The sequence below is a fragment of the Streptomyces sp. NPDC020490 genome, from assembly GCF_044335305.1.
Taxonomy (GTDB): domain Bacteria; phylum Actinomycetota; class Actinomycetes; order Streptomycetales; family Streptomycetaceae; genus Streptomyces.
Genome location: NZ_JBIRUY010000047.1, coordinates 1 through 26762 on the forward strand (window position 1 = coordinate 1; position 26762 = coordinate 26762).

Genomic DNA, 26762 nt, shown 5'->3' on the forward strand with positions numbered 1-26762 from the left:
CAACGCCCACAAGGCCGGCACCGTCAAGGGCCTGTCCGCCGAGATCGGCGCCTCCGTCACCTCCGGCGCCGCCATCTGCGAGATCAAGGACTGACGTCCGCAGGGGCGTCCCGCACGCCACCCGGAGGGGGGGGGGGGGGGGGGGGGGCGGGGGCGGGGGGGGGCGGCGCCCCCCCCCCCCCCCCCCGCGACGCAGTCAACCGGTGATGGGCTCGGGGCCCGCGCCGTACATGCCGCGCACTTCCTTGCCGTCCTTCTTCTGCCGGTGGATCTTGTCGGCCTTCGTCAGCTTGGAAAGCGCGTTGTTGAGGGTCGAGCCTTCCAGTCCGGCGGCCTCACCGATGGCGTCCTTGTGCAGGTAGATCACTTCCAGTTCGAGCGGGTCGGTGTGCTCGGCGAGAACGGCCAACACCTTGTCGTCGGCGGACGGTTCACGGCCGGCAGTGACAGTGATCTCGCCGACGGACCAGTTGCCTTCCTCGTCTTCCAGGACGCAGACGAGGGCGAGCTCCTCGCGGTCGTCCCAGTTCGGCATGTCGACCGGGGCAGCGATCTGGTCGTGGTCGATGTACGGGGAGGCGTCTTCCAGAATCCAGACGCGCATCATCTCGGGGTGGCCGCCGGGCCCGGCGATGTAGCCGAGGCCGAACGTCCTACGGGGGTCGTCCTCGGGCATGTCCGGGTCGAAGATGATCCCGCGTTCCTCACGCCAGACGGCCGGGATGTCGGCGGGGTTGCAGCCCTCGAAGTGGTCGGGCAGGTCGACGAGGTTCTTTTGGCTGGAGTCGGAGCGCAGCAGGATCAGCGCGCCGCCATAGATGATGTTGTCCCGGATCGAGGAAAGTCCGCCGAGCTGGTCGAGCTGAAGAATCTGGTTGATCAGCACGAGTTGCACACCGAGGCTGCGGCCCTGTGTGGCGATGGCGTCCACGATGAACGCCGCTTCCTTCCTGTCGGGCGCCTCCTCGCCCAGGAGCCGCGACGCCTCGTCCAGAATGACGGTGACCTGGGGGCGCTCCTTCGTGGCGGCGAAGTTCTTCTGACCCTTTTCGGCGCTCTCGGCGATGCGGTGCTGAAGAAGGTTGTAGGCCACGCGGAGGGCGCCGAGGGCGCCCTTAAGGCCGGTGCCGGAGTGCGCAGCGAGCTCCTCTACGGCCGGGTTACTGGAGCCCTTGGGGTCGGCGTAGATGACGGCGTGGCCGTTGGCGTGGGCGGAGAGGGCCACGAGCTGACCGACACCGCCTTTACCGGAGCCGGTGACGCCACAGATGCAGATGTGCTGTGCGCCCAGCTTGGGGTCAGCCATCTGCACCCGGGCCGGGTGCCCGCTGATCCCCTGCCCGAGCACGACGTACCCATTCGCGTTGGTCTTCAGGACGTGCGAGCCGGGGAAGACCCGCCCCTCTTCGAGGGGGTTGGTGTGCATGATGCGGATCACGCCCTCGCGCGGGTTGAGTCGCGGCTCATACGAGATCAGCAGCGGGTTCGTCCGCAGCGCGCCGGCAAGTTCCATGCGGTCGGGTGAGGGCAGCTTGGAAATGTTCTCGTCGGCGACGACGAGCGCAGCCTTCCCTCCGGTATTGGGGTCGTCCTGAACGCCTTCGAGGTGGGTGTTCGGCATGGGGCCGCTCTTACGGGCCACGCGCAACAGCCATGCGCCCTCAAGGGTGTTGGGGTCCATCTCCGGCGGCGGCACCAGGTGCACGGTGATGAGCTTCTCGCCGGGGTGGGTGCCGGGGGTGATGGTCACCTGTTCCGCAGGGACCTCGTAGAGGGCGCCTACGGTCTCCCGGGTGACGCTGACCGGCTGGGGCATGGGAGCGCGGATGACGCCGCGCCACGAGTCGGCCGACACCCCGCGTACGGTCAGCTCCTGGTAGGGGTTGGTGCCCTCCTCGCCGCTGATGAATTCCGCCCACTTGCGGTAGATGTCGGCGACGGCGCCCGATGCCTGCACCGTCTTGGTGGCGGCCTGCGCGGAGGGAGCGGCCTTGGCCCTGCCCGGCTTCTTCGAGCTGAACACGGCGCGCAGTTTGAACGGGACCAGGGCGACGCCGCCCCACCATGCGAGGGAGACCAGCGCGGGCACCGAGGGGAAGCCGTCGAGGAAGCCGAAGGCGAGGTTGTCCGCACCGCTGCCGCCGCCGAGCGCACCGACGGCAAGGGCCGTCGCGGACGTCACCGACGACAGGAAGAGGGTGGAGCGGTGGCCGCGAATGATCTTGTTCCCGGGGAGCTGTTCCATCACCGAGTTCGGAACGCGGTTCATGTAGTTGGCGGCGGCGAAGGCCCCGGCGCCGCCGACGATCAGACCGGCGAGACCGGCCGCGCCGGAGTCGAGCAACGGGGCGCCAGCGCCGATGATGACGGGGGCCGCGGTGGTGACGTAGGCGACGCGGCGCTCGGTGGCGGTGTTCATCGGGGGTAGGGTCCTTCCTGGTTCTCAGCTGATGGGGGCCATGGGCGGGGCGCGCTGCCGGGCATTGGAAGCGCGCCCCGTTTTGTGCGTCCGGCTGCTATTCCTGCTGATACCAGCGGTGATCCGTGGCGTGGTCCGGGCTGCGGCCGACGGCCGTGTTGATGCCGTCGTGGGAGGCTTTCGCCTGGGCGTCGGCCGCATCGGCGGCCTTCCCGGTGGTGTCCGTGCTGGTCGAGTACGCCAGGATCGCTTTCGACGTCCCGTCCATGATCTTGGCCAGCTCGGCGGTTTCGGCGATGGTGGCCTGAGCGACTCCCATGCGGCCGATGGACTCGGCCACGCGCCCGGTGTCCTTCGCTGCGCTCTCCATGGCCTTGGCGCGCTGACGAACCTGTTCGCCGCCCTTGCGGACGTTCTTCGCGAGGGCCTGAACCTCGGTGCGGAGCTGCTTGTATGTGATCTTGACAGCCATTACGCGGCCTCCTTGTAGAACTCCATCTCGGCGGGCATCGTCTCGGGGCTGTCGACCACGGCTTTGTAGATCAGGCCGTCGCGCTTCTCGACGTTGGCGAGGAGCACCTTTACGGACTCGGCGGCGCGTACGGCCTGCTTGTATGCCTCCTCGGCCGCTGCTGCCTCTTGCTTGGCTGCCTCGGCCAGCCGCTGAAGCTTCGGGATCAGCTTCTCGCCGCCCTTGACGCTCTTGGCCTTCTCCACCAGGGCGAGGGCCTTGCGCGCCTGTTCCTTCTCGTAGGCCACCAGTGCCTTCAGAACCTCAGCGGCCTTGATCATCTGCGCGGAACGCGCCTTGAGTCGCCGCTCGAACGTCTTCAGGTTGCGGACCTCGCCGCGAGTCATCGAGTCGCGGGCCGCGCCGTCACCGAGGTAGACGCGCTCTTTGTCGATCCCCTTGACCGTGATCGGGACGACGGTGTTCGTGCCGCTCACCGGCTGCTGTGCTCCGTTCGTGTTGGTCTGCTGCGGGTTCTGCTGGGCGCTGGCACGTTGGGCCTTGCGGCCGGCGTGGGCCTTGTCGAGCTGGACCTTTTCCTTGGCGGCCTGTTCGGTGCCGTCGGCGTATCCGTCTCGGGTGCCGTCCACGTAGGCGCGGACCTGGGCGACGCCACGTGCGGCGCGGTGGCCGTCGCGGTATCCGGTCTCTCGGGCGGTCTGCGTGCGGGGCCGGGTCGCGGCCGGGGTGGTGTCGGCGGGCTCGGGAGACTGCTTGCCGTCCGGCTGCTGCTGTCCCGGCTGCCCCTGGGACTGGCCCTGCTCTGGATCGGTCGCGCCGGGCCGCTGGTTCTGCGGGCCGGTCGGCTTGCCGGTCTTGGGGGTGGCCTTGCTGTTCGGAGCGAGGGCTCCGCCGCCTTCGCCGTCATGAACGGTGGTGGTCCGCTGGTCGCCCTTGGCGTTCTTCGAGTCGCTCGCCGTCTTGGAGTCGCCGGAGTTCTTCGAGTCGGTCGAGGACTTCGTCGACCGGCTGTTGGTGTTCGCGTCGGTGTCGTGGTTCTTGTCGTCCTTGGACGTCGTCGCCGAGCTGTTCTTGGCCGAGCTGTTCTTGGCGTCCTTGTTCGAGGACGTCTTGTCGTCGCGGTTGGTCCTGCCCTGGTTCTGCCGGTGGTTCTTGTCGTCCCGGTTGTGGTTTGAGGCGTTCTTGTCGTCCCGGTTGCTTTTGGCCTGGTTGGCGTTGTTCACCGCGTGCGTGCGGTTGTTCGCCGACTTGACGTCCTTGTTGCCCTTGTTGTCGTTGGTGTTGGTCGTGGTGGCGCCCCCGACGCGGTTCTCACTGATCGTGTGATTCGTGCGGGTCTGCCGCGACTGCGCCTTGGCCTTCTCGACCTCCAGCGCCTTGACGGCCGTCCCGGCGCCCTTGCGCCACCGCTCGACGGCGGCGAGCAGAAAGGCGCGCATCACGCTGCCGTCTTGTGCGGTGGTGGCCTCTTCGGTCTCCGCGTACTCCCCCGAGTGATAGTCGGCGCTCGATCCGGCGGCCTCGTCGTCGGCGTCGTCGGCGGCCGGGTGGGCGGGGGCAATCGGGGTGAGGGCGGAGGCGAGGAAGCCGCGCGGCTCGTCCGCCGGCAGGGCCGGGGCCGGGGCGGGCTCCGGGCTGGTTCCCGGGGTGCCGGTGGTCTCGTCCATGAGTCGTCACTCTCGGTCGTACCTACTTACTACTTCCCGGCCGGGAGGCCCGCGCGGGCTCGCGCGGGCGCGTGAGAGGGCCTCTGACCTGGGAAGTAGTAAGTAAGTAAGTCGGTGGCTATGCCTTCTTGGCCTTCTTGGCGCCGATCACGGCGAGGACCGCGGCGCCGCCGACGATCCACAGCAGACCGTTGTTTCCGGAGTCGTCGCCGCTGTCGTGGGTGTTCAGGTCGCTGGAGCTCGCGGCGTTGGCCATGTCCGTACCGGTCTTGGTGCTGGACCAGTCGGCGCCGTCGCCGAGCTTCTGGCACTCGTCCACGACCTGAGCGCGGCTCCAGGGGCCGCCGGTCTTGCCGATCTGCGCCGAGCCGTCCTTGACGCAGTTGTTCAGCGCGGTCTGTCGGGCGGTGCTGGCTGCGGCGGCGGCCTTGCGGTCGTCGGCGTTGGCCTTGTTGATCTCCTTCATGCGCTCCAGCTCCAGCCGCTCGCGCTGAAGGGTGATCTCCTGGGCTCGGGCGTCGGCCTGGTCGGAGTCGGCGGAGTATGCGGTGTAGCCGACGAGGGTTGCGCCGAGGATGGCCGCGCCGGCAAGTCCCATGACGACCTTGCCGCGCGGGGTGAGGCCGGTCTTAGCGGCCGGGGCGCCGCCGTAGGGGGTGGGGTCGATGATCTCGACGGGCTCACTGTGGAACTGGGCTGTGAGCCGGTCGAAGGTCTCGCGCTCGTCGTCGGGGGACATCGGGGTTACTCCTTGTTGCTCAGGGCGGCGGCGGCCGACCGGGTGATGAGGTGCTCGACCTCGGCGAAGGTGCGGCCGGTCAGGTCGTTCCAGGCGAAGAACTCCATCGAGACGCCATCGGCGGCGAGGGTCTGTTGCATGTACGCGACAGCGCGGGCCCGTCCGGCGGGGGTGACGTAGCCGTGGTATTCGAGGACGGTTTGACCGCCTCGGATGCACAGGCGACCGGAGGGGCTGATGTCGAAGGACTGTCCCCATCCCCACGCCTGCAACAAGTGCTTGAGCTGGATCAGGTGGGCGGAGGGGATGAGGGGCTGGGCCATTGAGTCGTAGACCAAGCCCCAGTTGGACAGGGCGGTGCGGACGGGGCGGGGCAGGAGGGTGCGGCCCCGTCCGGGGGGCGGGGGGACGGCCAGCATCCGGCGGCGCCCCCCGATGACGACCGGTGCCGTGTGCGGCCTGACGGCCGGGGCCTCTACCCGGCCGCCGTGGTCGTTCGTGTTGGTGGTGGCCATCGTCAGATCCCCGCCCCTTCGAGGCGCTTCGGTTCACCGAAGGCGTGGCCGTTCACCCGGTGGAAGTTCCGCAGGGTCATCCCGCGGGCCGAGCCGAGCCGGTCGATCAGCTCTGCGCCCTGCTCGGCCCGGATACCGACCGCCTTGGCGAGGGTGCGCGGGCTGACCGTGCCCTCGGGTCCGATCAACCGGCCGTCGTGCTCGGCCCGCTCCTCCAGCTTCGGCAGAGCCTCGGCGGCGGCGTCGATGAGCGCGTTCCACTCGTCTTCGGTCCGCTCGATCCGGGCTCCGCCGGCAGATGTACGAGACCCCTGCTTCCCAGACGGGACGGGGAATTTCGCACCCTTGAGGGGCCTTCCCAGGACGTCTACGAGGGTCACGGTGGACGGCGCGGCGGTGACGCCCGGGATGACGAGTACGGGGCCGTCGACGTCGTCCTCGGCGGTGTTCTTGTAGGGGGCGGCGGCGAGTTCGGCAAGCGCGGTCGCGACCTCGGCGCGCTTCTCGGCGGCGTGGCCGATGACTCGCTTCGTCAGGCCGAGTCCGGCTTGGTGCTTCAGCTCCCACCACGCTTCGCGGGCCTCGCGGGGGGTCATGTCCAGTCCGTGAATGGTCTTGAGGCGCCATGAGCAGAACGCGGCGATCGGGTGGGCGATGCGGAATGCCCAGTCGGCGCGGCGCTCGTCCAGCGAGCGGCGCTTGCGCTTGGTGGCGCCGGTCTCCTTCTGAAGGGAGACGTACGACTCGACGGCCGCCACAGACAGCAGGGCGGCGAGCGCGAGCGCCCATCCGGCGACGGGGCCGAAGAGCTCGGTCCCGTGCTGGTGGTTGATGTAGGCGGCGACGGAGGCAAGGGCGAACGCGCCGGCACGGTAGCGGCCGACGGCTCCCCCCTTGAACGCGGCGTCCAAGCCGTGGATGACGAAGACCCATGCGGCGGTCTCGACGACGAGGGCGAGGGAGACACCGATCCAGCCGAGTACCTGTCCGGGGGTAGAGGCGTTGTGCAGGCCGGAGAAGTAGTCGATCTGAAGCGGCATGCTCGCGCCGACGGAGACGGCGAACGCCAGAGCGGTGATGATCAGCGACCGGCGCTTGGTCATCATCCGACCGGTTCGCTCAACGCGCTCGGCGCGGGCCCGGGAGCGGCGGCGCTTGGATGCGCCCTTGCCGTTCTCCTTCAGGGCCTGGCGCTCCAGCTTGCCGCGCAGGGCAGCGGTCTTGCGCTCCTCGCGGCCGACGACGGCACCGGACTTGGCGGCCTCGGCGGCGGCAGCGGCCTCACGGTTGACGGTGATCTGGTCGAAGGCCACCCGTGCCGCGCGGGTGCGGGGCGCAGTCGGACTCTCGGGGGTGGCGGCTTCCGGCCCGTTCACGTGCGGGCTCCCTTCGGCTGGGGCGCCCAGTCGCAGACGTACGCGAGAGCGCGGTAGAGCAGGTATCCGATGCCGCCCAGGGCGGCGAAGAACGTGACGGCGAGGACCGCCAGGACGACGACGGCGGCGCCGGTCGCCAGGACCAGAAGCGCGAGCAGGACGGCCGGAACGGTCATCAACTGGTGCGCGTCCTCGATCGCGTCGGCGACGTTGACGGCCACGGTGCGGATCTCGGCCCCGATGTGACCGAGCGTGAGGGAAGAGGCGCGGTTCACGCGGCCCACCGCCCCGTGAACATGTCGTCGGCCTCGTAGCCCTTGGCGTCGTCCTCGCGCTCGATGTCCTCGACGATTCCGGCGATCACGTCGAGGGAGGCGTCGCGGGGGATGAACCCGGCGTCGGCCATGTCGACCAGGGCGCACAGGCGGGTGTACTCGTCGAGCTCGTCGGCGTCGCCGCCAATCGGGCCGAGGACGAGGTCGACGTCGAGGCCCAGCTCGGCGGAGAGGTCGAGACGGCTCGGGACGGTACCGGCGGCGGAATTGGCCGTGCCGATTCGCAGGTTGAGCACGGTTTCAGGCATGGTGGTGCGCACGCGGATCAACTCCTCAGTAGTTGCCGCCCAGCGGCCCCATGCGTGGACGAGACGCAGCGGGGCCGCGCCCCTTTAGGGGACAGCGGGTCACGGTCCAAGGCTTCCCATTCCTAGGAATGATCGGCCCGAGAACGACCATGCCACCCACACAACCCAATGTCAACGCCATTCCTAGGAATGGGGAATGTCGGGGTGCCGGCATGTGCTCTACTGAGTGCACTAACGGGAGGAGCACAGGGGATGACCCCTAAGTGGCAGCAGCTCGCCGACGAGCTCGCCGACGAGATCCGCAGCGGGAAACGGCTGCCCGGTTCGACTCTTCCCTTCATCCCCGAACTCGTCGCCGCGGGCAGAGGCTCGAAGGCCACCATTCACCAGGCATATAAGGAGCTGGAGGCGCGGGGCCTCGTCGCCCCCCACCGCGGCCGGGGGACGATCGTCCTCGACCGTTCACAGCCACGGGTGACACTGAGCCGGTATGAGCGCACCCTCACCCCTGGGGACTTCAGCGCGTGGGAGTCGACCACGGCCGCGCAGGGTCTCGACGGGCGAACCGAGGCGGGAACGCCCCCGGTTGAAATCCTCGACGCACCGGCCGACGTCGCCGAGTTCCTCGCGCTACCCACAGGCACGCCCGCCGCCTGCCGCCGCCATCGCGCCATGATCAAAGCCGAAGTCGTCGGCCTCTGCGCAGACTGGTACCCGCTCGACATCGCACAGGCCGCCGGACTCGACCGCTCCGACCATGGAGAAGGGGGAGCCCTGGGCGCTCTGGTCGGCGCCGGCATCATCCCGGCCGAAGCCGAGGAGTTCCTCACGGCCGAGGACGCCACTCCCGAACAGGCCGCACAGCTCGGCCTAGGCGCGCGAGCCTCCGTCCTCCTGGTCGACCGCGTCACGCGCGACACGACCGGCCGAGCCGTCGAGCTCGCGCGCTTCATCGGCCCCGCCCACCGCCTGAGACTGGCGTACTCCCCCCTCCCCCTCAGCGTCACCGGCTACAGCGGCACGTGATCTCAACACGACGGCGCCCGGCCTCCCCTCGAAGGGGACGGAGGCCGGGCGCCGTCGTGTTGAGATCTGTAAGACTGCGGTCCGGCCCGTGCCGGAATCCGCCGCCGGCACGGGCCGGACCGATCAATCATCGTCGGGTGCACTGCCGACCCACGCGACAGGCTGTCCTTCCGCCGTGATCCCCCAGTGCAGTTCGGCCGACTCATGCCCTGCGGACAACACGCAGATGCGTCCCCAGCGGCCATGCTTGCCGTGACAGGTCCGGGTGAGAACGTCGATGTTGCCCTCGCGTACCGCACAGTCGTACCGATCTTGGAAGGGTTGGAGACGGCGGCGCAGTTCCGCCCCGAGGCGGGCCTCCTCCTGCCGGATCTCCTCCCCCAGACGCCGGACTTCCGGGTCAGACATGACGGCCTTGATGCGCGCCTCCGCCTCCCGCCATGTACGCAACCGAGCGTGGCGCCGGACGGCCACCGCGACGCGGGCCTCGGTCGAGTTCTCCCCCACAGGCTTGTTCCCCTCGAATCAGGGGCCGGACACGAGGGCGACGATCAGCACCTCGCGCCGGGTCTCGTCGACTCGGTACAGGACGCTGGTCCAGGCGAGGCGGCCCGCGACGGTGAGTAGAGCGGTGTAGAGGCCGCCGACGCGGTCCGGATACAACTCGCCTCGGCCGTAGGGCTCTTGGGCGAGTTCCTTCTCGAACGCGAGGACGGCGGCCCGCTCCTCGGTGGTGGCCGTGGCGAGCCCGGCGCGGCCGGTCTCGCTGTAGACGACGGACCACATCGCGCCTTGGGTCACCGGCCCGCCCCCTGGGCGCCACCGAGGATCTCCTCGGACGTGTAGCGCGGGGCGGCGGGGTCGGCACTGGCGGCAACGGCGGCGAGGATCGCCGGGTTCGTACGCATGACAAGGCGGTGCCGCCACGTACGGATGAGGGTCTCGTACTCCTCGGTGCTGCTGAGTTCGAGCTCGCCGAGCTGCTGCTCGAACTCCTCACGGTCCGCGGGCGAGGCGGCGGACAGGGCGGCGCGTAGCTGTGTGAGGGTGCGCGGTCCGCTGTGTTCGTCTGTGCGGTACGGGTCGGGCCTCTCGGCCGGGGCTGCGGTCACGTCCGGGGGCTCCTCTCGGGTACGGAGTGGTCGGCTCTAGTGAGGGCGAGGCGACGGCGGTCTTCGAGTTGAGTCCCCGCCGGCACGGCCGCGCCCGCTGTTCGTTAGGCCGCCCTAGCGGCCTTCCTTCCCTTGGACGCCGCCGCCTTCGCAGCCTCGCGCTCCTCGGCGGCCTGGTCGAGCCAACCGGGGTGTTCCTTCTCAATGAGGTCACGGAGGTACTGAGAGGCGATACCGGCCTCTCGGGCTACAGCGCTGAGATGGCCGTACTTGGTGGACGCCATAGCCTCCTTGACCGCCCGTTCGAGGAGAGGGGCCTTTGCTTTCCTCGCCGCCTCCTCGGCCGCCTCGGACGCCGCCCTCAGCTCCGCGAGCGTCCTCGTGTCTTCCGTGCCGGCGTCGGTGTCTTTGGTAGTCATACCCCGAGGATGACACGAACGCAGGTGCACTACAAGCGAGACTTGTAGTTGTGCTGCAACCGTGCAAGAGTGTGCGGTGATCGGCGCGGAACCGAGCGGACCGGTCTAGCAGTCGTTATGAGTCCAGCTCACAAATGGTGAGGTCAAAGCATGGGGAAGTTGGGGAACGCGGCCAGCACGAGCGAGGCCACGCTCAGGATTACCGTCGCCGCCCTGATGAAGGCGTGCGGCGAGAATCAGACCAAGCTCGCCCGGGGATTGCGCATCACTCAGGGGCAGGTCAGCCGGAAGCAGAACGGCAAGGCGGTGTGGTCGATGGGGGACATCGACAAACTGTCGGCGCACTACGGCGTCCCGGTCCCCGACCTGCTTTGCGGCCCGTCGCACGCCGTGAGCATGCTCTCGCCTCGCCGGTTGGCGGACATGATCGGCGGTACGCAGGAGGTCATCACGGTTTAGCCGGTGATCACAGGCTGTACGCCTATCCACCTGCGAATTACCCATCGAATTGCAAAAGCCCCGCCGGGGATCTACCGGGAGTTACCAGCTCCCGCCCGTCGAGGCTCTCGCGCCGACCCTGCTCTAGGTCTAGTGCGGAGTGTACCCAGCCCCCCGGGGGCCCCACACCGCAGTGGCCAGAAAGGCCGAATGTAATCGTGGCACCACACCGGGCTATCAGCCCTGATGAATGCGACCCCTGCATCAGAATTTTCGGGGCTCTCGGAGATCACCAATTGGCCGACCCTGAGACATGGCTCACAACGGTAGAGCTCGGAAAACTGGTCGGCCTGAAGAAGAGGGCGACTCAGTACCACCTTGCCCACCTGTACGAGCACGGCCGTATCGACGAGGACCAGCGCACTCCCCTGAAGAGCGGGATCGGTCAGCCACTGTTGCCGGGCGCGCGTGAGTGGGCCCGGAACGTCATTGCCCCCGACCCGACGTGCGCAAAGTGCCTGATCGCTCTTGCCGGTATCGGGTGGGAAGGACAGGTCAGCCAAGAGGAGTTGGCCAAGCTCGCGGGGGTCAGCCTGCGCACGATCGAGCGTCACCGGCCGCACCTGGTGGCCGCGGACCTCGTCACCTTCCGCCCGGTGACCGTGCGGGCCTCGGGGACGTCCGGGTACGTCACCGGCCGCCGCCCCGACCGGTTCACTCTGATGTCCGGGCTCGCCGCGGCCAGGCTCGAAGGCGCGGCATGGGACGAGGCGCCGGCACGGGCCGAGGCCGTGATCAACCGCGTCCGGTGGTTCGTCGGTACGACCGCCGAGGAGCGGGACAACGGCATCAAGTCGGTGACGTGGTGCCTGCGCAACGGGTGGCCGGAGGAGGCCCTCCTCCGCGCGCTGGACTCGTCCGAGAACCGGCAGGCGTACCGGCCGGGCGGCTATCTGTCCAAGCTGCTGCGGAAGTTGCCGGTGTCGTACGTCGTCCCGGCGCAGCAGTCGCACCGCGGGGAGTTCCCGGAACGGCGGATCGACTGCCCGGTCTGTGACACGCCGTTCAAGACCCGGTTGCCCGGCAACGTGCTGTGCGGCGGTGCCATCTGCCTTACACCGGAAAGGGCCGTGATCCCGCCCGGCTCGACCGTTTACAAGATCGCCTGAGAGGAGCCTGACCATGGGCAAGGTTGTTGATGCGCTGCGGGCTCGGCTTCAGACTCGGGATCTGCCGAAGACACCGCGGGGGCTGTTCAACGCTCTGATGCGGCGGGAGAAGGGCAACACACAGCGGGTGGCCGATCGTCTCGGCGTCTCGCGGCGACAGGTCCAGCGGATCGTCAAGGGTGATCGGGACATCCGCAAGAGCAAGCCGGAGACGCTCGACGCTCTCCGCCGTGAGGTGTCGAAGGATCATCAGCCGCGCGTCACTGCGAAGGGGATCAAGGACGCCAAGCGCCGCGGCCTGACGATCGAGACACGCGCGAGCTTCGGTTTCCACGCCGCGGCGGGGTCGACGGATGACGCACGGATGAGGCGTCTCACCGAGGACGTCCCCGAGGAGCTCCTCGACGACCTGTTCGAGGCCCTGCGCAACGGGGACGAGGAGAAGGCGCAGGAGATCGCGGGCGAGGCCCTCGCCAGGGAGTATTTCCGCGACGGCGGGACCCGGGCGGACGGGCTCGACGTGACGTTCTCCGACATTGATTACATCGACTTCCACTGAGCGAGGACGCCATGACTGAGGTTTCGTACACCGCGCCCCTGGCCGTCCTCGAAGCGGTCGGCAACGGACTGCGCGCCAGCCTTCCCAACGGACAGTTCGTCGATGTGCCGGCGGACGTCACCGATCTTGCAACGGCCGCCGAGTGGGCCCTCGCGTACGGCCTGGGCGCCCCTGGTCTGTCCAAGTACGACGAGCCCTCCGGCCCGCTCCTGGTGCTGGACGAGTCCGCGGCCGGGGCCCTCGGTCTGCCGCTCCAGCTCAACGACCGCCGGAACCTTCGGGTGACCGACGACCACCCCGCGGTCAAGGCCGTGGACGCGGCGGGGTGGACCCTGAGCCGCGCCGGGCTGGGGGCCTGGTCTTTCCTGTTCAAGGACCGCGCCGAGGTGCGCGTCGCCGTCATCCCGTGGGGGGCCTTCTCTGATCATCTGCGATGGGGCGGGCTCGCCGAGGTGGCCACCAACCCGGGCGCGCTCGCGTACGCCCTCGGCGTGTACGCCGAGCGGGTCATCAGCCCGACCGGCTCGACCGCCGGTTGTGGTATCGCCCTGATGACCGCGCTCCGGCCCCCGACGCGTGTGCAGTTCGACCGGGGCACCGGGAAGATGCGGCGGGTGCCGGTCGAGGGGTCCCTCTTCAAGCCGGTCGACCCGGCCCCGCCGGAGGCGCCGGACGATCACCCCGTCGCCGCCGAGCGGACGAGGGACCAGCGCACCCCCGAACACATCATGTTCGAGGAGGCCCTCGCTTGGTACCGCAAGCCGACCGAGGCCGAGGCCCGCATGCCGTACGTCGTGGGGCTCGACATCAATACGGCGTTCCTCGCCGCCGCAAACCGCCTCCTCGTCGGCCTCGGCGAGGCCCGCTACACCGACGGCCCTGTCTTCGACAAGAAGGTTCCGGGTGCGTGGCTGGTCGACCTGTCCGGCGCTGTGCTGCGTACGAAGAACCCGGTCACGAAGGAGTGGGTCGAGCTGCCGGCGGACTTCCCGTCGCCGTTCACTCCGAACGGGCAAGCGCCGACCGGCCCGGCCTGGTACACGACGCAGACCCTCGCGTACGCGGTCGAGCTCGGGGTCGAGGTGCGCCCCACCGCGGCGTGGCTGCGGGATGAGCCCTCGGGCTATTTCGATCTCTGGTACGGCCGCCTGCGCTCGGCGTACATGGACACGCTCGCCGACCTGGGCATCACCGAGGACATGGACGAGGAGTCGTTCCTCACGGCCATGGCGACGGTCAAGCAGCGGGACCCGGAGGCCGTCGCCGTCCTCGCGGCCATCAAGCAGACCGCCAAGGGCGGCATTGGCAAGATGCGCGAGAAGCCGCAGGGCAAGCGCGCCAGTAAGAACGCTCCGTGGCCGGCGCTCAAGCGGCCGACGTGGCGTTCCGACATGCGCGCGGCGATCGTCGCGGCGTCCAGGGTCGGCGCACACCGCAAGGCCGTGAAGACGTGGGTCACCACGGGGGCCGTGCCGCTCGCGTGGCTGGCGGACTGTGTCGTCTACGCGTCCGCCCACCCGACGGCCCGCGCGGTGGTGCCGCGCAAGCCGGACGGCTCCCCGATGCCGGGCGGGTTCCGGCTCGGCCCGAACCCCGGCTACTGCAAGGAGGAGGGCGTACAGAGCATGGCGTGGTACCTCGAAACGGGAGGTGCCGGGGACAACCCGGCGAGGTTCATCAAGGGTGGCGACGCCGTCCGGGATGGCGAGTGATGACGGGTCGGCAGATGGCGAACCGCAAGGCCGCGATTGGGTGGGGGATGCCCCAAGCTCCCCCCGAAGGAAGGGAATACTCGCCCCGTGGACTTTGAGACACGCATGTACCGCAGGTTCGTCGCCGTGCTGGTCGCCGGCGCGTTTACCGGCATCGCGGCCGGGGCCCTAGCCGCCTGGCTACTCGGCATCGAGTTCCCCGGGGGCGGCGCCTTGTGGTTCTACGTGGGCGGCGGCCTGCTGGGCGTCCTCATCGCCGCCGTGTACGGCTGGCGCACCTTCGAGAACGTGTGAAGCGGGCCCGACCCCCTAAAAAGGAGCCCCGGCATCTGCCGGGGCTCCTTCGTGTTCTCCACCGTGCGCCACGCGGGACGCGCGGGCCCGGTCGCGCTGCGCTTCCGGGCCCCGGTGGTTCAAAGCTTTCTGCGCAGCGTCTCGCCGGACGGCGCGGGTGTCCATCCCTCACACGAGCGACCGTGGCTGAGTACCCGAGTTGGCGCGCCGAGCGGCCTCGCCTTTCATTCCCCCGCAGACGGAGGCCGGTCCTTCCACACTTCGCGGTGGACCTCCCTCAACTTCAGGACAGAGACATACCCGAGGGCCATACCAAGGTCTGCCTGTGCCCGTTCAACGGGAGGCAGGAGGCCCGATTTACGCTGCCCAACGGCCTCGTAGAGCAGGTGTACGGCGGCGTTGGACGCGTAGAAAGCCGCTTCCACGCGGGCCCCGCCCGGTGGGTCTGCCGAGTTCGCCGAAGGGAGCCCAGGCACTCGCTCGTCATGGTCGGTCGGTCCTCGCTCGATGAGCAGACCGAGCGCCGACCGTGCTTCCCGGAGTTTGCCGATGGCGTGCTCATACAAGGCCATCGCGTGCTCGTCATCCGGAGGGAACCCCTGGTCGGCTGAGCCGTCGTGATCGTAAGCCATCGCATCTCCCCTGATCGGCTGTCTTCCATGGTGGTTTGCCCGAGGCGGTGTTGCTGCTGAACCGGCGGAACTTCCTCCGTGTGGGGCCCGGTTGTGCTCAGCTCGCCAACTCGGATGCCCAGTCACAACAATCCGAGTTTCAGCACAACTCACAGTTGAACTTGCAGTTGACTTACAGCCGTGGAAAGGTGGGCGGGCAGCACCCCACCGAGACAGGAAGAGCGCCGATGCCCACGGAGTACGTCACCCGGACCCGGATCGCCGTCGACCACCACGGCCGCGGTGAGGCCGCCCTCGAATTCGCCGCCTCGGCCGGGAAGGGGAAGGCTCGCGCCTCCGCCGTCTGGCGGCTCGCCGTCATCTACAAGGTGAGTGCTCACCACCCCCGGCGGGTCCGGCACTACAACCCGGCGGGTCTGGACGCTCCTCTCCCGACGGCTGACGAACTGCGCCTCGAACTGTCCGGCGACCCCGAGCGCATCGCCCGACTGCTGTCCGCGGCCCCGCGCTACCTCGCCCGCGTCGAGGCCCTCGCGACCAAGGCGGCCCGGAGCTACGGCCATTGGACGCGCAGCGCGGCGGGCGAGTCCGCGCTCGAATACACCGATGCCGGCGGGCGCCGCGGGTACGCCGCACGCTTCCGCGCCGAGGCGGTTCGCGGCGTCGCCGACTATCTCGGCATCACGACCCTGCCGCCCTGCGAGCTCGACCCGTCGCTTCCGCTGTGGGACCAGGCGCACCGTGTTGCCTATGACCTCGTCAAGGCCGAGGAGCCGGTGAAGCTCGCCGAGCTGCACGACGAGGCCGAGGTCGAGGAGCTCCTCGCCGCCGCGGACCGCACTCCCGGCCCGGCCGCCATGGCGTACGAGCGCGAACTCGCCGAGCTGCACGCCGCCGAGCGACGCCGCTCCGCCCGCCTGTTCGCCGCCCTCGACGGCGAGGAGCTCCCGGCCGACGAGGAGCCGGTCGAGGAGGCCGCGGCCGAGGACGTCGTCGAGGACCAGGAGGAGGAGCTCCCCCTCGTCCCACTCACCCGGGTACAGCGCCGTTGGCTGCACACCGCCGCCGCGCACCCGGCCGGGCACTTCCCGAACGGCTGCAACCTGCGGACCCTCGCGGCCCTTGAGGCGGCCGGATACGTCGAGTGGGCGCCGCCGTACAACCACGGCCGCCGCCTGCGGATCGCCGACTCGTACAAGCCGAACCCGGGCGAGGTCCGACTCACCGCGGCGGGCCGCCGCCGGGCGGCGCGCGAGGAGCGCGAGCGCGTCGTGATCGTGGCGTGCGGGGGTCGTAAGGCGGTGTACGACAGCGGGATTCACAAGGGGAAGCCGGTCATCGGCGCGCGGGCCGGTGAGCTCTACGTCGGGAGCTACCACCGCGCGATGCGGCGGGCGGCCGACGTCCTCACCCGCGGCGGCCGGGGCGGACGCGTGCTCATCCTGTCGGCTAAGTGGGGGCTGGTCGAACTTGACCGGCACACCCTGAACTACGACCTCAAGGCCGGTGACCCGGGCACGGTCGACGGCGAGACGCTTCGGCAGCAGGCTCACGAGCTGGGGATCGCGGGCGCGGCCGTGACGGTCCTCGGCGGGCGGGCGTATGTGTCTCTGGCCGGGGAGGTCTGGTCGGACTTCGAGGTACCCCTCGACGGGACGCGCGGCATCGGGGACCAGCTCGCGCGTCTCGCCGACATCTACTCCCCGGCCCGCCGTACGGTCGAGGAGTTCGTCGAGGACCAGGCGGCGGAGGAGTTCGCGGCCGTCGAGGAGCCGGTCGAGGAGGCCGCGGCCGAGGACGTCGTCGAGGACCAGGCGGCGGCCGAGGAGCTCACCGAGCCCGTCCTCGGGGTGCCGGCGGCGACGCGCGCGGCCGAGCTCGGCGCCGTCCGGTCCGGGCGCCGGAGCTGTGGCGGACGGTTGTCGCGCGGGTTGTCGCGTGGCCCCCTGTCGTGTGGTGTGACCTGCGGCGACTCCCCTACTCCCCCGGTGCTGCGGCGGACACGACAGCAGCCGGAATCGCCAAGTCACCCGTACCGGTGGACTACCGCGCGGCGCGGCCCCGAGCTCCCGGTGATCGGGCACCGTGAGCGCGTGCGCCCCCTGATCTCCGTCACCGTCGCCGCTGCCCTCGCTCTGTTCGCCACCGGGTGCGTGTCCGTCCCGGCGGCCGACAGCAAGCCGCAGGCTCCGCACCACCGGCCCGCGGCGCCCGCCCCGGCCTCGCTGCCGAGCCCTGCCGAAGCCAGTCAGGCCCCGGCCCGCGCGGCGCTCACGCGCACGGGCCCGGCGCCGTCGTCCTCCGCCCCGCGTCGGCGGGGTTCTGCCCCCGCGGTCGAGGCTCCCGCTCCGGCTGCCCGCCGCGCGGTTCCGCCGCCGCGCGCTCAGGCGCCGGCACCGAGGCGTCACGTCCGACCGACTCCGTCACGGGCTGCTCGTCCGGCACCAGTCCGGCCGTCGTCTCGTCGTGCTGTGTCGCGTCCGGCGCACCGGTCGCCGACGTCGTCCGGGTACGACATGCGTGCGGTGTGCCGGGCGGCGCAGGGGGTCACCTCGCCGTCGCTCGTCGAGCTGTGCCGCAGCGCCTACGGACGGTAGGAGCTCGCGGCGGGGCAGGGGGAGAAGGCGTCAATGTGGGTACGACGAGGGGCCAAGCGGTGATTGGACCATGGCCGCCCCAGTATCGTGCGGCTCATGTTCATTGCCACCATCTCCCCCCGCTCGACGGGAAAGACGACGATCATGGCGTGGCTGCTGCATGCGCTCCATGAACGCGGCTACGCCGTCACCGGGTTCGACGCCGACGAATCCGAGCAGTTGTACCGCTGGTGGGAGGCAAGCCCGGACGGTAGCTATCCGTTCGAGCTTCACCGTCTCGCCAACGGCCGGTTCCATGAGGAAGCCCCGAGGCTGCTGCCCGACGGGCACATTGGCGGCGTCGACTGCGGCCACTTGGAGAATCACGCCGGGATCGGCTGGAGCGTCCTTCGTATCGCGGACCTCGCCATCGTCGCGTGCGCTGCGACCAACAGCGATGTCGAGCGCATGGAAGAGCTCCCGATGGACCACTTCATCGACCAAGTCATTCCGAAGCGTGCAGACAAGAAGCGGCCCAACACGTGGGTGTTGCTGTGCCGCGTCCAGCCGGGTAGCACCGTGCAGCCGAAGGGCATCCGCAACGGCCTGAAGGCTGACGGGTGGAACGTCTTCACGACCATGATCCCGGGGACTCAGTTGTACGCGAGCACAGCTGAGGGAGTACCGATCAAGGCGGCCGGGTCGGCGTTCGACGAGCTCGTGACGGAGATGGAAACGCGGGGACTGATCAGCAAGTGAGCCCGACGGTAGATCCTGAAGAGCTGCGGCGGCGGCGGCAGCAGCGGCGCGGAGGCGGCCGGAACGGCGGCCGGGGCCGTGATGCGGAAGGTACCGGGGACGGCACTTCCGGGACTGTCGAGGCGGGCGGAGAGCTGGTGTTCGCTCAGGGGCGCCCACAGCCGATGTTGAGGGCCGAGGATCTCCCGGACCCCATCGACGCGCCCGAGGCGCAAGGCCCCCTCAGCAGTGACGAGGCAGAGCGGTGGGAGCTGTGCAAGCGCAGCTTTGAGCAGTACCAACAGGCTTGGTGGGTGGCAGCCAAGGCGTTGGACATCTCGCTCCGGGGGCGGCTGTGGCGTGCCGAGTACGACACGGCCGAGGCGTTCATCGGTGATGTGGCCGGCATGTCGACGTCGAACGCTTACCGTCAGATCGCGGGCGCCGAGGTGGCGGCGGTACTGGCCTCTCCCCCGAAATTCGAACTTGAATCGAACGATCTGTCCCGCATGCGGGACTCGGCGGAAGTGCGGGACTCCGAGCCCGAACAGGAACCCGAGCCCGAACCCGGTCCCGAGCCTCTCGTGATCAGCCAACGGGCGGCCGAGGCCCTCACCCGTGTGCAGAAGGACTACGGCGCCGAGGCGGCGGCCGACACGTACCGCACGGTTGCCGAAGTGACCGGTAAGGACAAGGTCAGCCAGAAGACCATCACCGGCATCGTGCAGCAGCTTCCCCGGAAGGAAGACGCGGAGCTGAGCGGGGACGAGCTCAAGGAGCGCGTCCGCACCCTGGCCGTAGAGCAGATCGAGAAGGAGGCCGCTGAGAAGAAGGCCGCTACCGATCCGGTCGAGGTGTTCCGTAAGTACGTGGCCGTCGTGGAGGCGTTCGCCGAGAAGACCCGCGGAATGTCGGCGGCCTACGAGAAGGCCGCGGGCGCCGACAAGGCCAAGGCGGATGAGATCGCCAAACAGGTGCGGGACCACATGGCGCGTGCGGCGGACAACTTCCCGGACGTGTAGGAGACAGCCGCGGCCGAGGGCCCGTGTACCGCGAAGCACTCGCGGAACGCGGGCCTTCGGCGTTCGAGCGGGCACCCCGCCGGAAATCCGTGATCACGATCCGGCGTGCCCGACGGATACTTGCATGATGATGAGCGCGGTACGGGGGGGTGTCTGATGACTGACCAGACGTCGCATGTCGAGTTGGCCGAGCACATGGACCAGGAGGAGGCGGCCCCCGAGGGCCGTTGGATGCCCCTCGCCGAGTGCGCTCTCAACCCCCGCAACCCCCGGGACAACGGGCTCCCCGACGATCTGTCCGACCTCGAAGGCATCGCGGAGCGACAGCTCCAAAGCTGTCTTGCCATCACGGTTGGCGCCTATCTGCACCTGTGGCCGGCAGACCGGCAGCACTTCGACGCCGAGGCCAACGTCGTGATCATCAACGGCAACCGGCGCCGCCGCGCGGCCGAGAAGTACGGGCGCAGCAACCTGTACGTCGTCACTGACGACACGATCGCGACGAGCCGCGCGGATGTGATGAGGGCGGCGTACGACGAGAACACGAAGCGGCGGGACTTCGACCCGATCGAGGAGGCCCTCGCCGTCGTGGGGATCGTGGCGGAGTACGAGACCGCCAAGGAGGCCGCGGCGGCACAGGGGTGGTCTCAGCCGTGGATCTCGCACCGAAAGAACCTCCTCAAGATCCACCCCGTACTACAGGAGGAGGTACGGGCCAGGGCCCGCGGCGAGGAGGGCCTTTCGATCAACGTCGCTCGGCGCCTCGGCTCCGTGAAGGGGATCAGCGACATGGGGCTCGGCGAGCAGCGCCAGGCCCTCGCCGAACTCCTGCGCGGCGACGACAAGGCGAGCCAGGAACGGAAGGCCGTCCGGCGCAGGGCCCGCGAGGAATCCGACGCGCCCGCCCCGGCCCCGGAACCGACCCCGGAGCCACGCCCGCAGTCTTCCGGGCCGACACCGGCCGAGCCCTCGGAGGCACCCGCCGGGGCCGGTGACTCCTCGTCGGCAGACCCTGGATTTTCCGCGGAAAACTCGAACGGGGTGGTAGTGCCTGAGCAGCGGGCCGCCGTCGCCGAGACGGCGCCGGCACCCGCGGAGGCCGAGGAGGAGACCGCGGCCGAGGAGGGGGCGGGCGCCGGGCAGCGCGAGCCCGAGGTGTCGCCTCCCGCGGGCGTGCCGATCACGACCTATGTCCCGGCCCCGGTGGCGGCCATCTTCAAGCAGGTGGCCGATCACCTCTCGCACGGCCACCGGGTGCCGGTCGCGGTGGCGGACGTCGTCGGCCTGGTCGTGGAGTACGCGGCGCGCAACGGCGTGCCCCCTCTCCCGATTCTGTCCAGCCGGATCGAAGGCCGCTACGGCGAACAGCTCGGCGACGGGGGCGCACGGTTCACGTGGCGGCCCGCCGGGGCGAGGAGCATCCGGACGGCCGAGCGGCAACTCAAGGGACATCCGTCGTCCGGTCTCGTCAATCCGCTGTGCGCGGCGCCGATCCGCGCGAACGGCCAGCCGTGCGACAGGCCCGTGATCTGGAAGGTTCAGGACCCCGAGCGCGGCACCTTCTACTACTGCGACGCCGACCTTCCCGCCGAGGACGTCCCGCCCGGCGTCTGGCGCGGTTAGCGTCTCGCGTCGGCAACCGGCCCCGGAACCCTTCGGAGTTTCGGGGCCGCGCCGTGCGGTCGCTCGTCGAGGTGATCACTCCGGGCGGCGCGTGACTCGGCTCGGGGGAGAGTGGTTGGCCGGGCATGCGATCCACGAACACTCACCCTCGCGTCCGCCGAGCTGCGGCCGTCGCCGTTGCTGTCCTCGGCGCCGCGCTGATCACCGCGCCTGCCACGTCCACGGCCGCCGCGTCGTCGCCCTGCACGTCCAAGTGGACGGCGGTCCAACGCATCGCCGTGCGCAAACCGGCGTGGAACGAGGGCGCAGTCGCGACGACGCACTCACCGATCGTGCGGCATCTGCGCCGGGGCGAGACCGTGACGTCGTGCATCGTCGCGGTGGGCCGCGGCGGGTGGTCGGAGTACCACGAGTGCGGCGGGGGCTCTCTGTGGCGGATCGTCCCCGGCGGGCAGGTGCCGGCGGGATGCCTCACGCGCTCCGCCAAGAGCTGACCCTCGTCCGCATCCAGACAGGGGGGGGGGGGGGGGGGGGGGGGGGGCGGGGGCGCGGCCGGGCGGGGGGGGGGGGGCGCCCCGCCCCCGCGCCCGCCGCCCCCGCCCCCCCCCCCCCCCCCCCCCCCCCCCCCCCCCCCCCCCCCCGCCCCCCCCCCCCGCCCCCCCCCCCCCCCCCCCCCCCCCCTCCGCCGTCTCACCGCACGACGGACACGACCGGCCTGCGGCCCGGCGCGTGACGCCTGTCGCCCGCCCCGTCTCCCCCTCAGCACCGGGCGGGGCTGACGTCCCGGCGGCAGGGCGTCATCGTCCCCGGGGTGAGCGCTGCCGCGCGGTGCGTGCCCTGGTGGGGGCGTCCGCCACGTCGCCGGGACCGGCCCGCGCACCCCGACCGGCGACGGGAGGCCCGACGGAGGCTGGGCGGACTGGGGGCGTGAACCAGACGCAGGCGCGGACCAGAGGCGGCGGACCGGCCGCTCGCCGGGACTCGCGTTGCGGCCCCGCGATGGGGCGCGAGCGACGCCCATCGGCCCGGAGTGCGTGCGGTGTCAGCACGGTTGCATCCCGAGTGGACTGCGGCCCGCTGGGCGCGGGCGGACCACGCAGGCCCGACGTGAGCGCCCGGACCCCACTGGCCCGAAGTGAGCACGCACGGACCCACTGACCCGGAGTCAACACGTACGGACCCCACTGGCCCGAAGTGAGCACGCACGGACCCACTGACCCGGAGTGAACACGTACGGACCCCGCTGACCCGGCGTAAGCGGATCACCCTCGCGCTGCCCCGCAGTCGGCGCGGGCGATCCCGCGGGGACTGCGGCCCGTGGTGGGGCACGGGCCGGCCCGGCGCCCGCAGGGCCGAGGTGAGTGCGGCAGTCTCGCGGGTCCGGAGGTGGCGCCGCGGCCCCGCGGGTCGGCTACCGGCGGCGCAGGTCCGCGACGCGGCCGCGTTCCGTGCCGGGGGGCGTGTCACCGAGCGCGGCGGCCGTCCGGAGGCCGTTGCCGGGGACCTGGCCGCGGCGCGGGCCGGGGAGCGACACGTCCCGGCGCGGCCTGCGTGGGGGGACCGCATCACTCCCCGAGCCCGACGAGGCCCCGGCCACGGCGATCTGGACGCCCTGGTCGGCGAGGGCCTGCAGTTCGGTGGCCGCGCGGTCGTCGTGCGGCGGCGGCTCGTCCGTCACGAGGCGGGTGATCACGTCCGTCGGCACGGTCTGGAACATGGTGTCGGTGCCGAGCTTGGTGTGGTCGGCGAGGACGAAGACCTCCGCGGCCGCCTGGACGAGCGCGCGGTCGACCGACGCCGACAGCATGTTGGACGTGGACAGCCCGCGCTCGGCGGTCAGACCGCTCCCGGACAGGAAGGCCCGCGACACGCGCAGCCCCTGCAGGGACTGCTCGGCGCCGCTGCCGACCAGGGCGTAGTTGGAGCCGCGCAGGGTGCCGCCGGTCATCACGACCTCCACCCGGTTGGCGTGGGCCAGCGCCTGGGCCACCAGCAGGGAGTTGGTGACGACGGTCAGCCCGGGCACCCGGGCGAGCCGGCGCGCCAGCTCCTGTGTGGTGGTGCCCGCCCCGACGACGATCGCCTCGCCCTCCTCCACGAAGTTGGCGGCGAGGTCGGCGATGGCCGTCTTCTCGGCGGTCGCGAGATGTGACTTCTGCGGAAAGCCGGACTCCCGCGTGAACCCGCCCGGCAATACCGCACCGCCGTGCCGGCGGTCGAGGAGTCCTTCTGCCTCCAGCGCGCGCACGTCCCGCCGTACGGTCACTTCGGAGGTCTGGACGACGCGGGCGAGCTCACGGAGCGACACAGCCCCGTTCGCGCGCACCATTTCGAGGATCAATTGGCGACGTTCTGCAGCGAACACGAAACTGACAGTAACCCCAACGACCGTCTGCTTTCAGCAGTTTGCGCCGAATAGCAGAAGTTGTTCGCACAGCGGGGCAGCAAGTGGTATAAGGCCATAACGGCCCCGCCCATGCCGGCCGCATGCCCGGCAACTCCCCGTGATCAGCGGGGAAACCGGATCCGGCGGCTCAGATCCCGCCGCTCGTCTTGCGCGTGTGCAGCTGCCGTGCGACCTCCGCGATCGAGCCCGAAAGGGAGGGGTACACGGTGAAGGCGTTCGCGATCTGTTCGACCGTCAGATTGTTGTCCACGGCGATCGAGATCGGATGGATCAGTTCCGAAGCGCGCGGGGCCACGACCACGCCGCCCACGACGATCCCGGTGCCCGGCCGGCAGAAGATCTTGACGAAGCCGTCCCGGATGCCCTGCATCTTCGCCCGGGGGTTGCGCAGCAGCGGCAGCTTGACCGCCCGCGCGTCGATCTTCCCCGCGTCCACGTCGGCCTGGCTGTAGCCGACGGTGGCGATCTCGGGGTCGGTGAAGACGTTCGAGGAGACCGTCTTGAGGTTGAGCGGGGCCACCGAGTCGCCGAGGAAGTGGTACATGGCGATGCGGCCCTGCATGGCCGCGACCGAGGCGAGCGCGAAGACGCCGGTCACGTCACCGGCGGCGTACACGCCCGGCGCGGACGTGCGCGAGACCTTGTCGGTCCAGATGTGCCCGGACTCGCGCAGCCGGACGCCCGCCTCCTCCAGCCCGAGGCCCGCGCTGTTGGGGACGGCGCCGACGGCCATGAGGCAGTGCGAGCCGGTGATGACCCGCCCGTCGGCGAGGGTGACCTCGACCCGGTCGCCGACCCGCTTGGCGGCGGCGGCGCGCGAGCGGGCCATGACGTTCATGCCGCGGCGGCGGAAGACGTCCTCCAGGACGGCGGCGGCGTCCGGGTCCTCGCCGGGCAGCACCCGGTCGCGGGAGGAGACCAGGGTGACCTTGGAGCCGAGGGCCTGGTAGGCGCCGGCGAACTCGGCGCCGGTGACACCGGAGCCGACCACGATGAGTTCCTCGGGCAGCTCGGTCAGGTCGTAGACCTGGGTCCAGTTGAGGATGCGCTCGCCGTCGGGCCGGGCGTCGGGCAGCTCGCGCGGGTGACCGCCGGTGGCGATGAGCACGGCGTCGGCGGTGAGGGTCTCCTCCGTGCCGTCGGCCGCGGTGACCACGACCTTGCGGGAGCCGTCGAGAGCCTGCATGCCCTCCAGCCGGCCCCGGCCGCGCAGCACCCGGGCGCCGGCCCGGGTGACGGAGGCGGTGATGTCGTGCGACTGCGCGAGGGCGAGCCGCTTGACACGCCGGTTGACCTTGCCGAGGTCGACGCCGACGACCCGGGCCGCCTGCTCCAGGGGCGGGGTGTCGTCGGCGACGATGATGCCGAGCTCCTCGTAGGAGGAGTCGAAGGTGGTCATCACCTCGGCCGTGGCGATGAGGGTCTTCGAGGGCACGCAGTCGGTCAGCACCGACGCACCGCCCAGTCCGTCGCAGTCGACGACGGTCACCTCCGCGCCGAGCTGAGCGGCCACCAGCGCCGCTTCGTATCCGCCGGGTCCGCCACCGATGATCACGATCCGAGTCACGTACTCCATTGTCCCGCACGGCGGGAGATGCTCCCGCCCGGGGCGGCGGGAAGCCGTGACGCGCAGGTGGCACGTCCCGCGCCGGGGGGCTCTCGTTGCCTCGGGGACGTCGTGTCGCCCCGGGGACGCCGGGGGCGGGCGGGCCGCTGCCGTACCCTTCACGCATGTCGCTCTACGCCGCGTACGCCGGCAACCTCGACGCGCGGCTGATGACCCGCCGTGCCCCGCACTCGCCGCTGCGCGCCACCGGCTGGCTGAACGGGTGGCGGCTGACCTTCGGGGGCGAGCACATGGGCTGGGAAGGGGCGCTGGCGACGATCGCCGAGGCGCCGGGCTCCCAGGTCTTCGTCGCGCTGTACGACGTCGCGCCGCTCGACGAGGAGTCCATGGACCGCTGGGAGGGCGTCGGGCTCGGCATCTACCGCCGGATGCGGGTGCGGGTGCACACGCTCGAGGGCGAGGAGGCGGCCTGGGTGTACGTCCTCAACGGCTACGAGGGCGGCCTGCCCTCGGCCCGCTACCTCGGCGAGATCGCCGACGCCGCGGAGTCGGCCGGCGCTCCGTACGACTATGTGATGGAGCTGCGCAAGCGGCCCTGCTGAGCCCACTGCCCACTGCTCAGCCCACTGCTCAGCCCACCGCCGAGCCGCTGCCGAGCCGCTGCCGAGGACGGCCGGGCGAGGCAGGGTGAACGTTCTGTCCGCAGCGGACGCAAACATCCCGTTGTGTCACGCCGTTCGTTGAAAACGACAAGACAACGATCGCCAATGCGTCGCCCCAACCATCTACGCGCGTAGGCCCGGAGCGGTTACCCTCATCGGCGTGAACGCATCTCTTCTTCCGGACGACATCCAGGGCGACCCCCACGCGGCCGCCGACGCCGCCGCCGCGCGGCTGCGCGAACTCACCGGCGCCGAGACCCACGACGTCGCCCTCGTGATGGGCTCCGGCTGGGCGCCGGCCGTGGACGCCCTCGGCGCCCCCGACGCCGAGTTCCCGGTGACCGACCTGCCCGGCTTCCCGGCGCCGGCGGTGGAGGGACACGGCGGCACGGTCCGCTCGTACCGGACCGGCGACAAGCACGCCCTGGTCTTCCTCGGGCGGACGCACTATTACGAGGGCCGCGGTGTCGCCGCGGTCGCGCACGGGGTGCGCACGGCGGTGGCGGCCGGCTGCAAGACCGTGGTCCTCACCAACGGCTGCGGAGGCCTGCGCGAGGGCATGCGCCCCGGCCAGCCCGTCCTGATCAGCGACCACATCAACCTCACCGCCACCTCCCCCATCGTCGGCGCGAACTTCGTCGACCTGACGGACCTGTACTCGCCGCGGCTGCGCGCGCTGTGCAAGGAGATCGACCCGAGCCTGGAGGAGGGCGTCTACGCCCAGTTCCCCGGCCCGCACTACGAGACCCCCGCCGAGATCCGGATGGCCCGGGTCATCGGCGCGGACCTGGTGGGCATGTCGACGGTGCTGGAGGCGATCGCGGCGCGCGAGGCGGGGGCCGAGGTGCTGGGCATCTCCCTGGTGACCAACCTCGCCGCGGGCATGACGGGGGAGCCGCTGAACCACGAGGAGGTCCTGCAGGCCGGGCGGGACAGCGCGGCGCGGATGGGCACGCTGCTGGCGCAGGTGCTCGGCCGGCTCTGAGAGCCCGCCCCGGCACTCGCCGGAGCGGACCGGAGTGGACTGAAGTGGAC

28 protein-coding genes are annotated in these 26762 nt (G+C 70.6%); 13 read left to right on the forward strand and 15 right to left on the reverse strand.

All coding sequences use genetic code 11. From position 1 onward, the window contains the following. Positions 1 to 196: 196 nt before the first annotated feature. From ACH4ZX_RS35160 to ACH4ZX_RS35195, 8 genes are all read right to left on the reverse strand, one after another. Positions 197 to 2419, reverse strand: a complete 2223-nt coding sequence (locus ACH4ZX_RS35160; RefSeq protein ID WP_398282010.1) for a hypothetical protein — start codon at positions 2417 to 2419, stop codon at positions 197 to 199. Between the two features lie 97 nt (positions 2420 to 2516). Further along, complete coding sequence (locus ACH4ZX_RS35165; protein WP_398282012.1) at positions 2517 to 2891, reverse strand: hypothetical protein; 375 nt, start codon at positions 2889 to 2891, stop codon at positions 2517 to 2519. Continuing rightward, positions 2891 to 4558: a hypothetical protein gene (locus ACH4ZX_RS35170; protein WP_398282015.1), complete on the reverse strand. Its 1668-nt coding sequence runs from the start codon at positions 4556 to 4558 to the stop codon at positions 2891 to 2893. The genes ACH4ZX_RS35165 and ACH4ZX_RS35170 overlap by 1 nt, the downstream gene beginning before the upstream one ends. A 118-nt stretch (positions 4559 to 4676) precedes the next feature. Further along, positions 4677 to 5297, reverse strand: a complete 621-nt coding sequence (locus ACH4ZX_RS35175) for a hypothetical protein (RefSeq protein WP_398282018.1) — start codon at positions 5295 to 5297, stop codon at positions 4677 to 4679. A 5-nt stretch (positions 5298 to 5302) separates the two neighbouring features. After that, positions 5303 to 5812 carry a hypothetical protein gene (locus tag ACH4ZX_RS35180; RefSeq protein ID WP_398282021.1) on the reverse strand — a complete coding sequence of 170 codons (510 nt, stop codon included), beginning with the start codon at positions 5810 to 5812 and terminating at the stop codon, positions 5303 to 5305. Positions 5813 to 5814: 2 nt separating this feature from the next. Then, complete coding sequence (locus ACH4ZX_RS35185) at positions 5815 to 7188, reverse strand: hypothetical protein (RefSeq protein ID WP_398282023.1); 1374 nt, start codon at positions 7186 to 7188, stop codon at positions 5815 to 5817. Further along, complete coding sequence (locus tag ACH4ZX_RS35190; protein ID WP_398282026.1) at positions 7185 to 7463, reverse strand: hypothetical protein; 279 nt, start codon at positions 7461 to 7463, stop codon at positions 7185 to 7187. Before ACH4ZX_RS35190 ends, ACH4ZX_RS35185 begins: the two co-directional genes overlap by 4 nt. Beyond that, the gene (locus ACH4ZX_RS35195; RefSeq protein WP_398282029.1) at positions 7460 to 7783 is read right to left on the reverse strand and encodes a hypothetical protein; all 324 of its coding nucleotides are present in this window, start codon (positions 7781 to 7783) and stop codon (positions 7460 to 7462) included. Before ACH4ZX_RS35195 ends, ACH4ZX_RS35190 begins: the two co-directional genes overlap by 4 nt. A 240-nt stretch (positions 7784 to 8023) precedes the next feature. Between ACH4ZX_RS35195 and ACH4ZX_RS35200 the strand changes: the two genes are divergently transcribed. Continuing rightward, the gene (locus ACH4ZX_RS35200) at positions 8024 to 8797 is read left to right on the forward strand and encodes a GntR family transcriptional regulator (protein ID WP_398282032.1); all 774 of its coding nucleotides are present in this window, start codon (positions 8024 to 8026) and stop codon (positions 8795 to 8797) included. Between the two features lie 123 nt (positions 8798 to 8920). On the opposite strand, the gene ACH4ZX_RS35205 is transcribed toward ACH4ZX_RS35200, so the two are convergent. The 4 genes from ACH4ZX_RS35205 to ACH4ZX_RS35220 form a co-directional block, all read right to left on the reverse strand. Then, complete coding sequence (locus ACH4ZX_RS35205; RefSeq protein ID WP_398282035.1) at positions 8921 to 9304, reverse strand: hypothetical protein; 384 nt, start codon at positions 9302 to 9304, stop codon at positions 8921 to 8923. Between the two features lie 18 nt (positions 9305 to 9322). Next, entirely contained in the window at positions 9323 to 9598 is a 276-nt protein-coding gene (locus ACH4ZX_RS35210) for a hypothetical protein (protein WP_362872815.1), read from the reverse strand. Next, positions 9595 to 9909, reverse strand: coding sequence for a hypothetical protein (locus tag ACH4ZX_RS35215; protein ID WP_398282038.1), 315 nt, complete (start codon positions 9907 to 9909; stop codon positions 9595 to 9597). The genes ACH4ZX_RS35210 and ACH4ZX_RS35215 overlap by 4 nt, the downstream gene beginning before the upstream one ends. Positions 9910 to 10013: 104 nt before the next feature. Beyond that, positions 10014 to 10328, reverse strand: a complete 315-nt coding sequence (locus ACH4ZX_RS35220; protein ID WP_398282041.1) for a hypothetical protein — start codon at positions 10326 to 10328, stop codon at positions 10014 to 10016. A 150-nt stretch (positions 10329 to 10478) separates the two neighbouring features. Between ACH4ZX_RS35220 and ACH4ZX_RS35225 the strand changes: the two genes are divergently transcribed. The 5 genes from ACH4ZX_RS35225 (at position 10479) to ACH4ZX_RS35245 (ending at position 14500) form a co-directional block, all read left to right on the forward strand. After that, positions 10479 to 10787, forward strand: coding sequence for a helix-turn-helix domain-containing protein (locus ACH4ZX_RS35225; protein WP_398282044.1), 309 nt, complete (start codon positions 10479 to 10481; stop codon positions 10785 to 10787). Positions 10788 to 10984: 197 nt separating this feature from the next. Further along, positions 10985 to 11935 carry a hypothetical protein gene (locus ACH4ZX_RS35230; RefSeq protein ID WP_398282047.1) on the forward strand — a complete coding sequence of 317 codons (951 nt, stop codon included), beginning with the start codon at positions 10985 to 10987 and terminating at the stop codon, positions 11933 to 11935. A gap of 13 nt (positions 11936 to 11948) precedes the next feature. Further along, positions 11949 to 12494 carry a telomere-protecting terminal protein Tpg gene (gene tpg / locus ACH4ZX_RS35235; RefSeq protein ID WP_398282050.1) on the forward strand — a complete coding sequence of 182 codons (546 nt, stop codon included), beginning with the start codon at positions 11949 to 11951 and terminating at the stop codon, positions 12492 to 12494. An 11-nt stretch (positions 12495 to 12505) separates the two neighbouring features. Continuing rightward, positions 12506 to 14206: a telomere-associated protein Tap gene (gene tap / locus ACH4ZX_RS35240; protein ID WP_398282053.1), complete on the forward strand. Its 1701-nt coding sequence runs from the start codon at positions 12506 to 12508 to the stop codon at positions 14204 to 14206. 87 nt (positions 14207 to 14293) lie between these two features. After that, positions 14294 to 14500, forward strand: a complete 207-nt coding sequence (locus ACH4ZX_RS35245; protein ID WP_398282056.1) for a hypothetical protein — start codon at positions 14294 to 14296, stop codon at positions 14498 to 14500. 224 nt (positions 14501 to 14724) lie between these two features. On the opposite strand, the gene ACH4ZX_RS35250 is transcribed toward ACH4ZX_RS35245, so the two are convergent. Beyond that, positions 14725 to 15132 carry a hypothetical protein gene (locus tag ACH4ZX_RS35250; protein WP_398282059.1) on the reverse strand — a complete coding sequence of 136 codons (408 nt, stop codon included), beginning with the start codon at positions 15130 to 15132 and terminating at the stop codon, positions 14725 to 14727. Between the two features lie 227 nt (positions 15133 to 15359). Here ACH4ZX_RS35250 and ACH4ZX_RS35255 point away from each other — a divergent pair, with 227 nt between their 5' ends. The 5 genes from ACH4ZX_RS35255 (at position 15360) to ACH4ZX_RS35275 (ending at position 21585) form a co-directional block, all read left to right on the forward strand. Further along, positions 15360 to 17729, forward strand: a complete 2370-nt coding sequence (locus ACH4ZX_RS35255) for a DUF6884 domain-containing protein (protein WP_398282062.1) — start codon at positions 15360 to 15362, stop codon at positions 17727 to 17729. 96 nt (positions 17730 to 17825) lie between these two features. Beyond that, a complete protein-coding gene (locus ACH4ZX_RS35260) occupies positions 17826 to 18467 on the forward strand; it encodes a plasmid partition protein (RefSeq protein WP_398282064.1) in 642 nt (213 codons plus the stop codon). Further along, complete coding sequence (locus tag ACH4ZX_RS35265) at positions 18464 to 19468, forward strand: hypothetical protein (protein ID WP_398282067.1); 1005 nt, start codon at positions 18464 to 18466, stop codon at positions 19466 to 19468. The genes ACH4ZX_RS35260 and ACH4ZX_RS35265 overlap by 4 nt, the downstream gene beginning before the upstream one ends. A 156-nt stretch (positions 19469 to 19624) precedes the next feature. Continuing rightward, a complete protein-coding gene (locus tag ACH4ZX_RS35270; protein WP_398282070.1) occupies positions 19625 to 21091 on the forward strand; it encodes a ParB/RepB/Spo0J family partition protein in 1467 nt (488 codons plus the stop codon). Positions 21092 to 21216: 125 nt separating this feature from the next. Then, on the forward strand, positions 21217 to 21585 hold the full coding sequence (locus ACH4ZX_RS35275) for a hypothetical protein (RefSeq protein ID WP_398282073.1): 369 nt from the start codon (positions 21217 to 21219) through the stop codon (positions 21583 to 21585). A 917-nt stretch (positions 21586 to 22502) separates the two neighbouring features. Here the strand turns inward: ACH4ZX_RS35275 and ACH4ZX_RS35280 are convergent. Both ACH4ZX_RS35280 and ACH4ZX_RS35285 read right to left on the reverse strand, forming a co-directional pair. Continuing rightward, complete coding sequence (locus tag ACH4ZX_RS35280; RefSeq protein ID WP_360756744.1) at positions 22503 to 23456, reverse strand: DeoR/GlpR family DNA-binding transcription regulator; 954 nt, start codon at positions 23454 to 23456, stop codon at positions 22503 to 22505. 169 nt (positions 23457 to 23625) lie between these two features. Beyond that, a complete protein-coding gene (locus ACH4ZX_RS35285) occupies positions 23626 to 25074 on the reverse strand; it encodes an NAD(P)H-quinone dehydrogenase (RefSeq protein WP_351896471.1) in 1449 nt (482 codons plus the stop codon). Positions 25075 to 25229: 155 nt separating this feature from the next. Between ACH4ZX_RS35285 and ACH4ZX_RS35290 the strand changes: the two genes are divergently transcribed. Further along, positions 25230 to 25667, forward strand: coding sequence for a gamma-glutamylcyclotransferase (locus ACH4ZX_RS35290; protein ID WP_324788953.1), 438 nt, complete (start codon positions 25230 to 25232; stop codon positions 25665 to 25667). A gap of 220 nt (positions 25668 to 25887) precedes the next feature. Then, complete coding sequence (locus ACH4ZX_RS35295) at positions 25888 to 26712, forward strand: purine-nucleoside phosphorylase (RefSeq protein WP_398282078.1); 825 nt, start codon at positions 25888 to 25890, stop codon at positions 26710 to 26712. The last annotated feature ends 50 nt before the right edge of the window (positions 26713 to 26762 follow it).

What these genes read in the sequence shown, in the direction of transcription:
- ACH4ZX_RS35160 (WP_398282010.1), bottom strand. Translation starts at nt 2,419, where the DNA reads ATGAACACCGCCACCGAGCGCCGCGTCGCCTACGTCACCACCGCGGCC.
- ACH4ZX_RS35165 (WP_398282012.1), bottom strand. Translation starts at nt 2,891, where the DNA reads ATGGCTGTCAAGATCACATACAAGCAGCTCCGCACCGAGGTTCAGGCC.
- ACH4ZX_RS35170 (WP_398282015.1), bottom strand. Translation starts at nt 4,558, where the DNA reads ATGGACGAGACCACCGGCACCCCGGGAACCAGCCCGGAGCCCGCCCCG.
- ACH4ZX_RS35175 (WP_398282018.1), bottom strand. Translation starts at nt 5,297, where the DNA reads ATGTCCCCCGACGACGAGCGCGAGACCTTCGACCGGCTCACAGCCCAG.
- ACH4ZX_RS35180 (WP_398282021.1), bottom strand. Translation starts at nt 5,812, where the DNA reads ATGGCCACCACCAACACGAACGACCACGGCGGCCGGGTAGAGGCCCCG.
- ACH4ZX_RS35200 (WP_398282032.1), top strand. Translation starts at nt 8,024, where the DNA reads ATGACCCCTAAGTGGCAGCAGCTCGCCGACGAGCTCGCCGACGAGATC.
- ACH4ZX_RS35220 (WP_398282041.1), bottom strand. Translation starts at nt 10,328, where the DNA reads ATGACTACCAAAGACACCGACGCCGGCACGGAAGACACGAGGACGCTC.
- ACH4ZX_RS35225 (WP_398282044.1), top strand. Translation starts at nt 10,479, where the DNA reads ATGGGGAAGTTGGGGAACGCGGCCAGCACGAGCGAGGCCACGCTCAGG.
- tpg (WP_398282050.1), top strand. Translation starts at nt 11,949, where the DNA reads ATGGGCAAGGTTGTTGATGCGCTGCGGGCTCGGCTTCAGACTCGGGAT.
- tap (WP_398282053.1), top strand. Translation starts at nt 12,506, where the DNA reads ATGACTGAGGTTTCGTACACCGCGCCCCTGGCCGTCCTCGAAGCGGTC.
- ACH4ZX_RS35250 (WP_398282059.1), bottom strand. Translation starts at nt 15,132, where the DNA reads ATGGCTTACGATCACGACGGCTCAGCCGACCAGGGGTTCCCTCCGGAT.
- ACH4ZX_RS35255 (WP_398282062.1), top strand. Translation starts at nt 15,360, where the DNA reads ATGCCCACGGAGTACGTCACCCGGACCCGGATCGCCGTCGACCACCAC.
- ACH4ZX_RS35260 (WP_398282064.1), top strand. Translation starts at nt 17,826, where the DNA reads ATGTTCATTGCCACCATCTCCCCCCGCTCGACGGGAAAGACGACGATC.
- ACH4ZX_RS35270 (WP_398282070.1), top strand. Translation starts at nt 19,625, where the DNA reads ATGACTGACCAGACGTCGCATGTCGAGTTGGCCGAGCACATGGACCAG.
- ACH4ZX_RS35275 (WP_398282073.1), top strand. Translation starts at nt 21,217, where the DNA reads ATGCGATCCACGAACACTCACCCTCGCGTCCGCCGAGCTGCGGCCGTC.
- ACH4ZX_RS35285 (WP_351896471.1), bottom strand. Translation starts at nt 25,074, where the DNA reads ATGGAGTACGTGACTCGGATCGTGATCATCGGTGGCGGACCCGGCGGA.
- ACH4ZX_RS35290 (WP_324788953.1), top strand. Translation starts at nt 25,230, where the DNA reads ATGTCGCTCTACGCCGCGTACGCCGGCAACCTCGACGCGCGGCTGATG.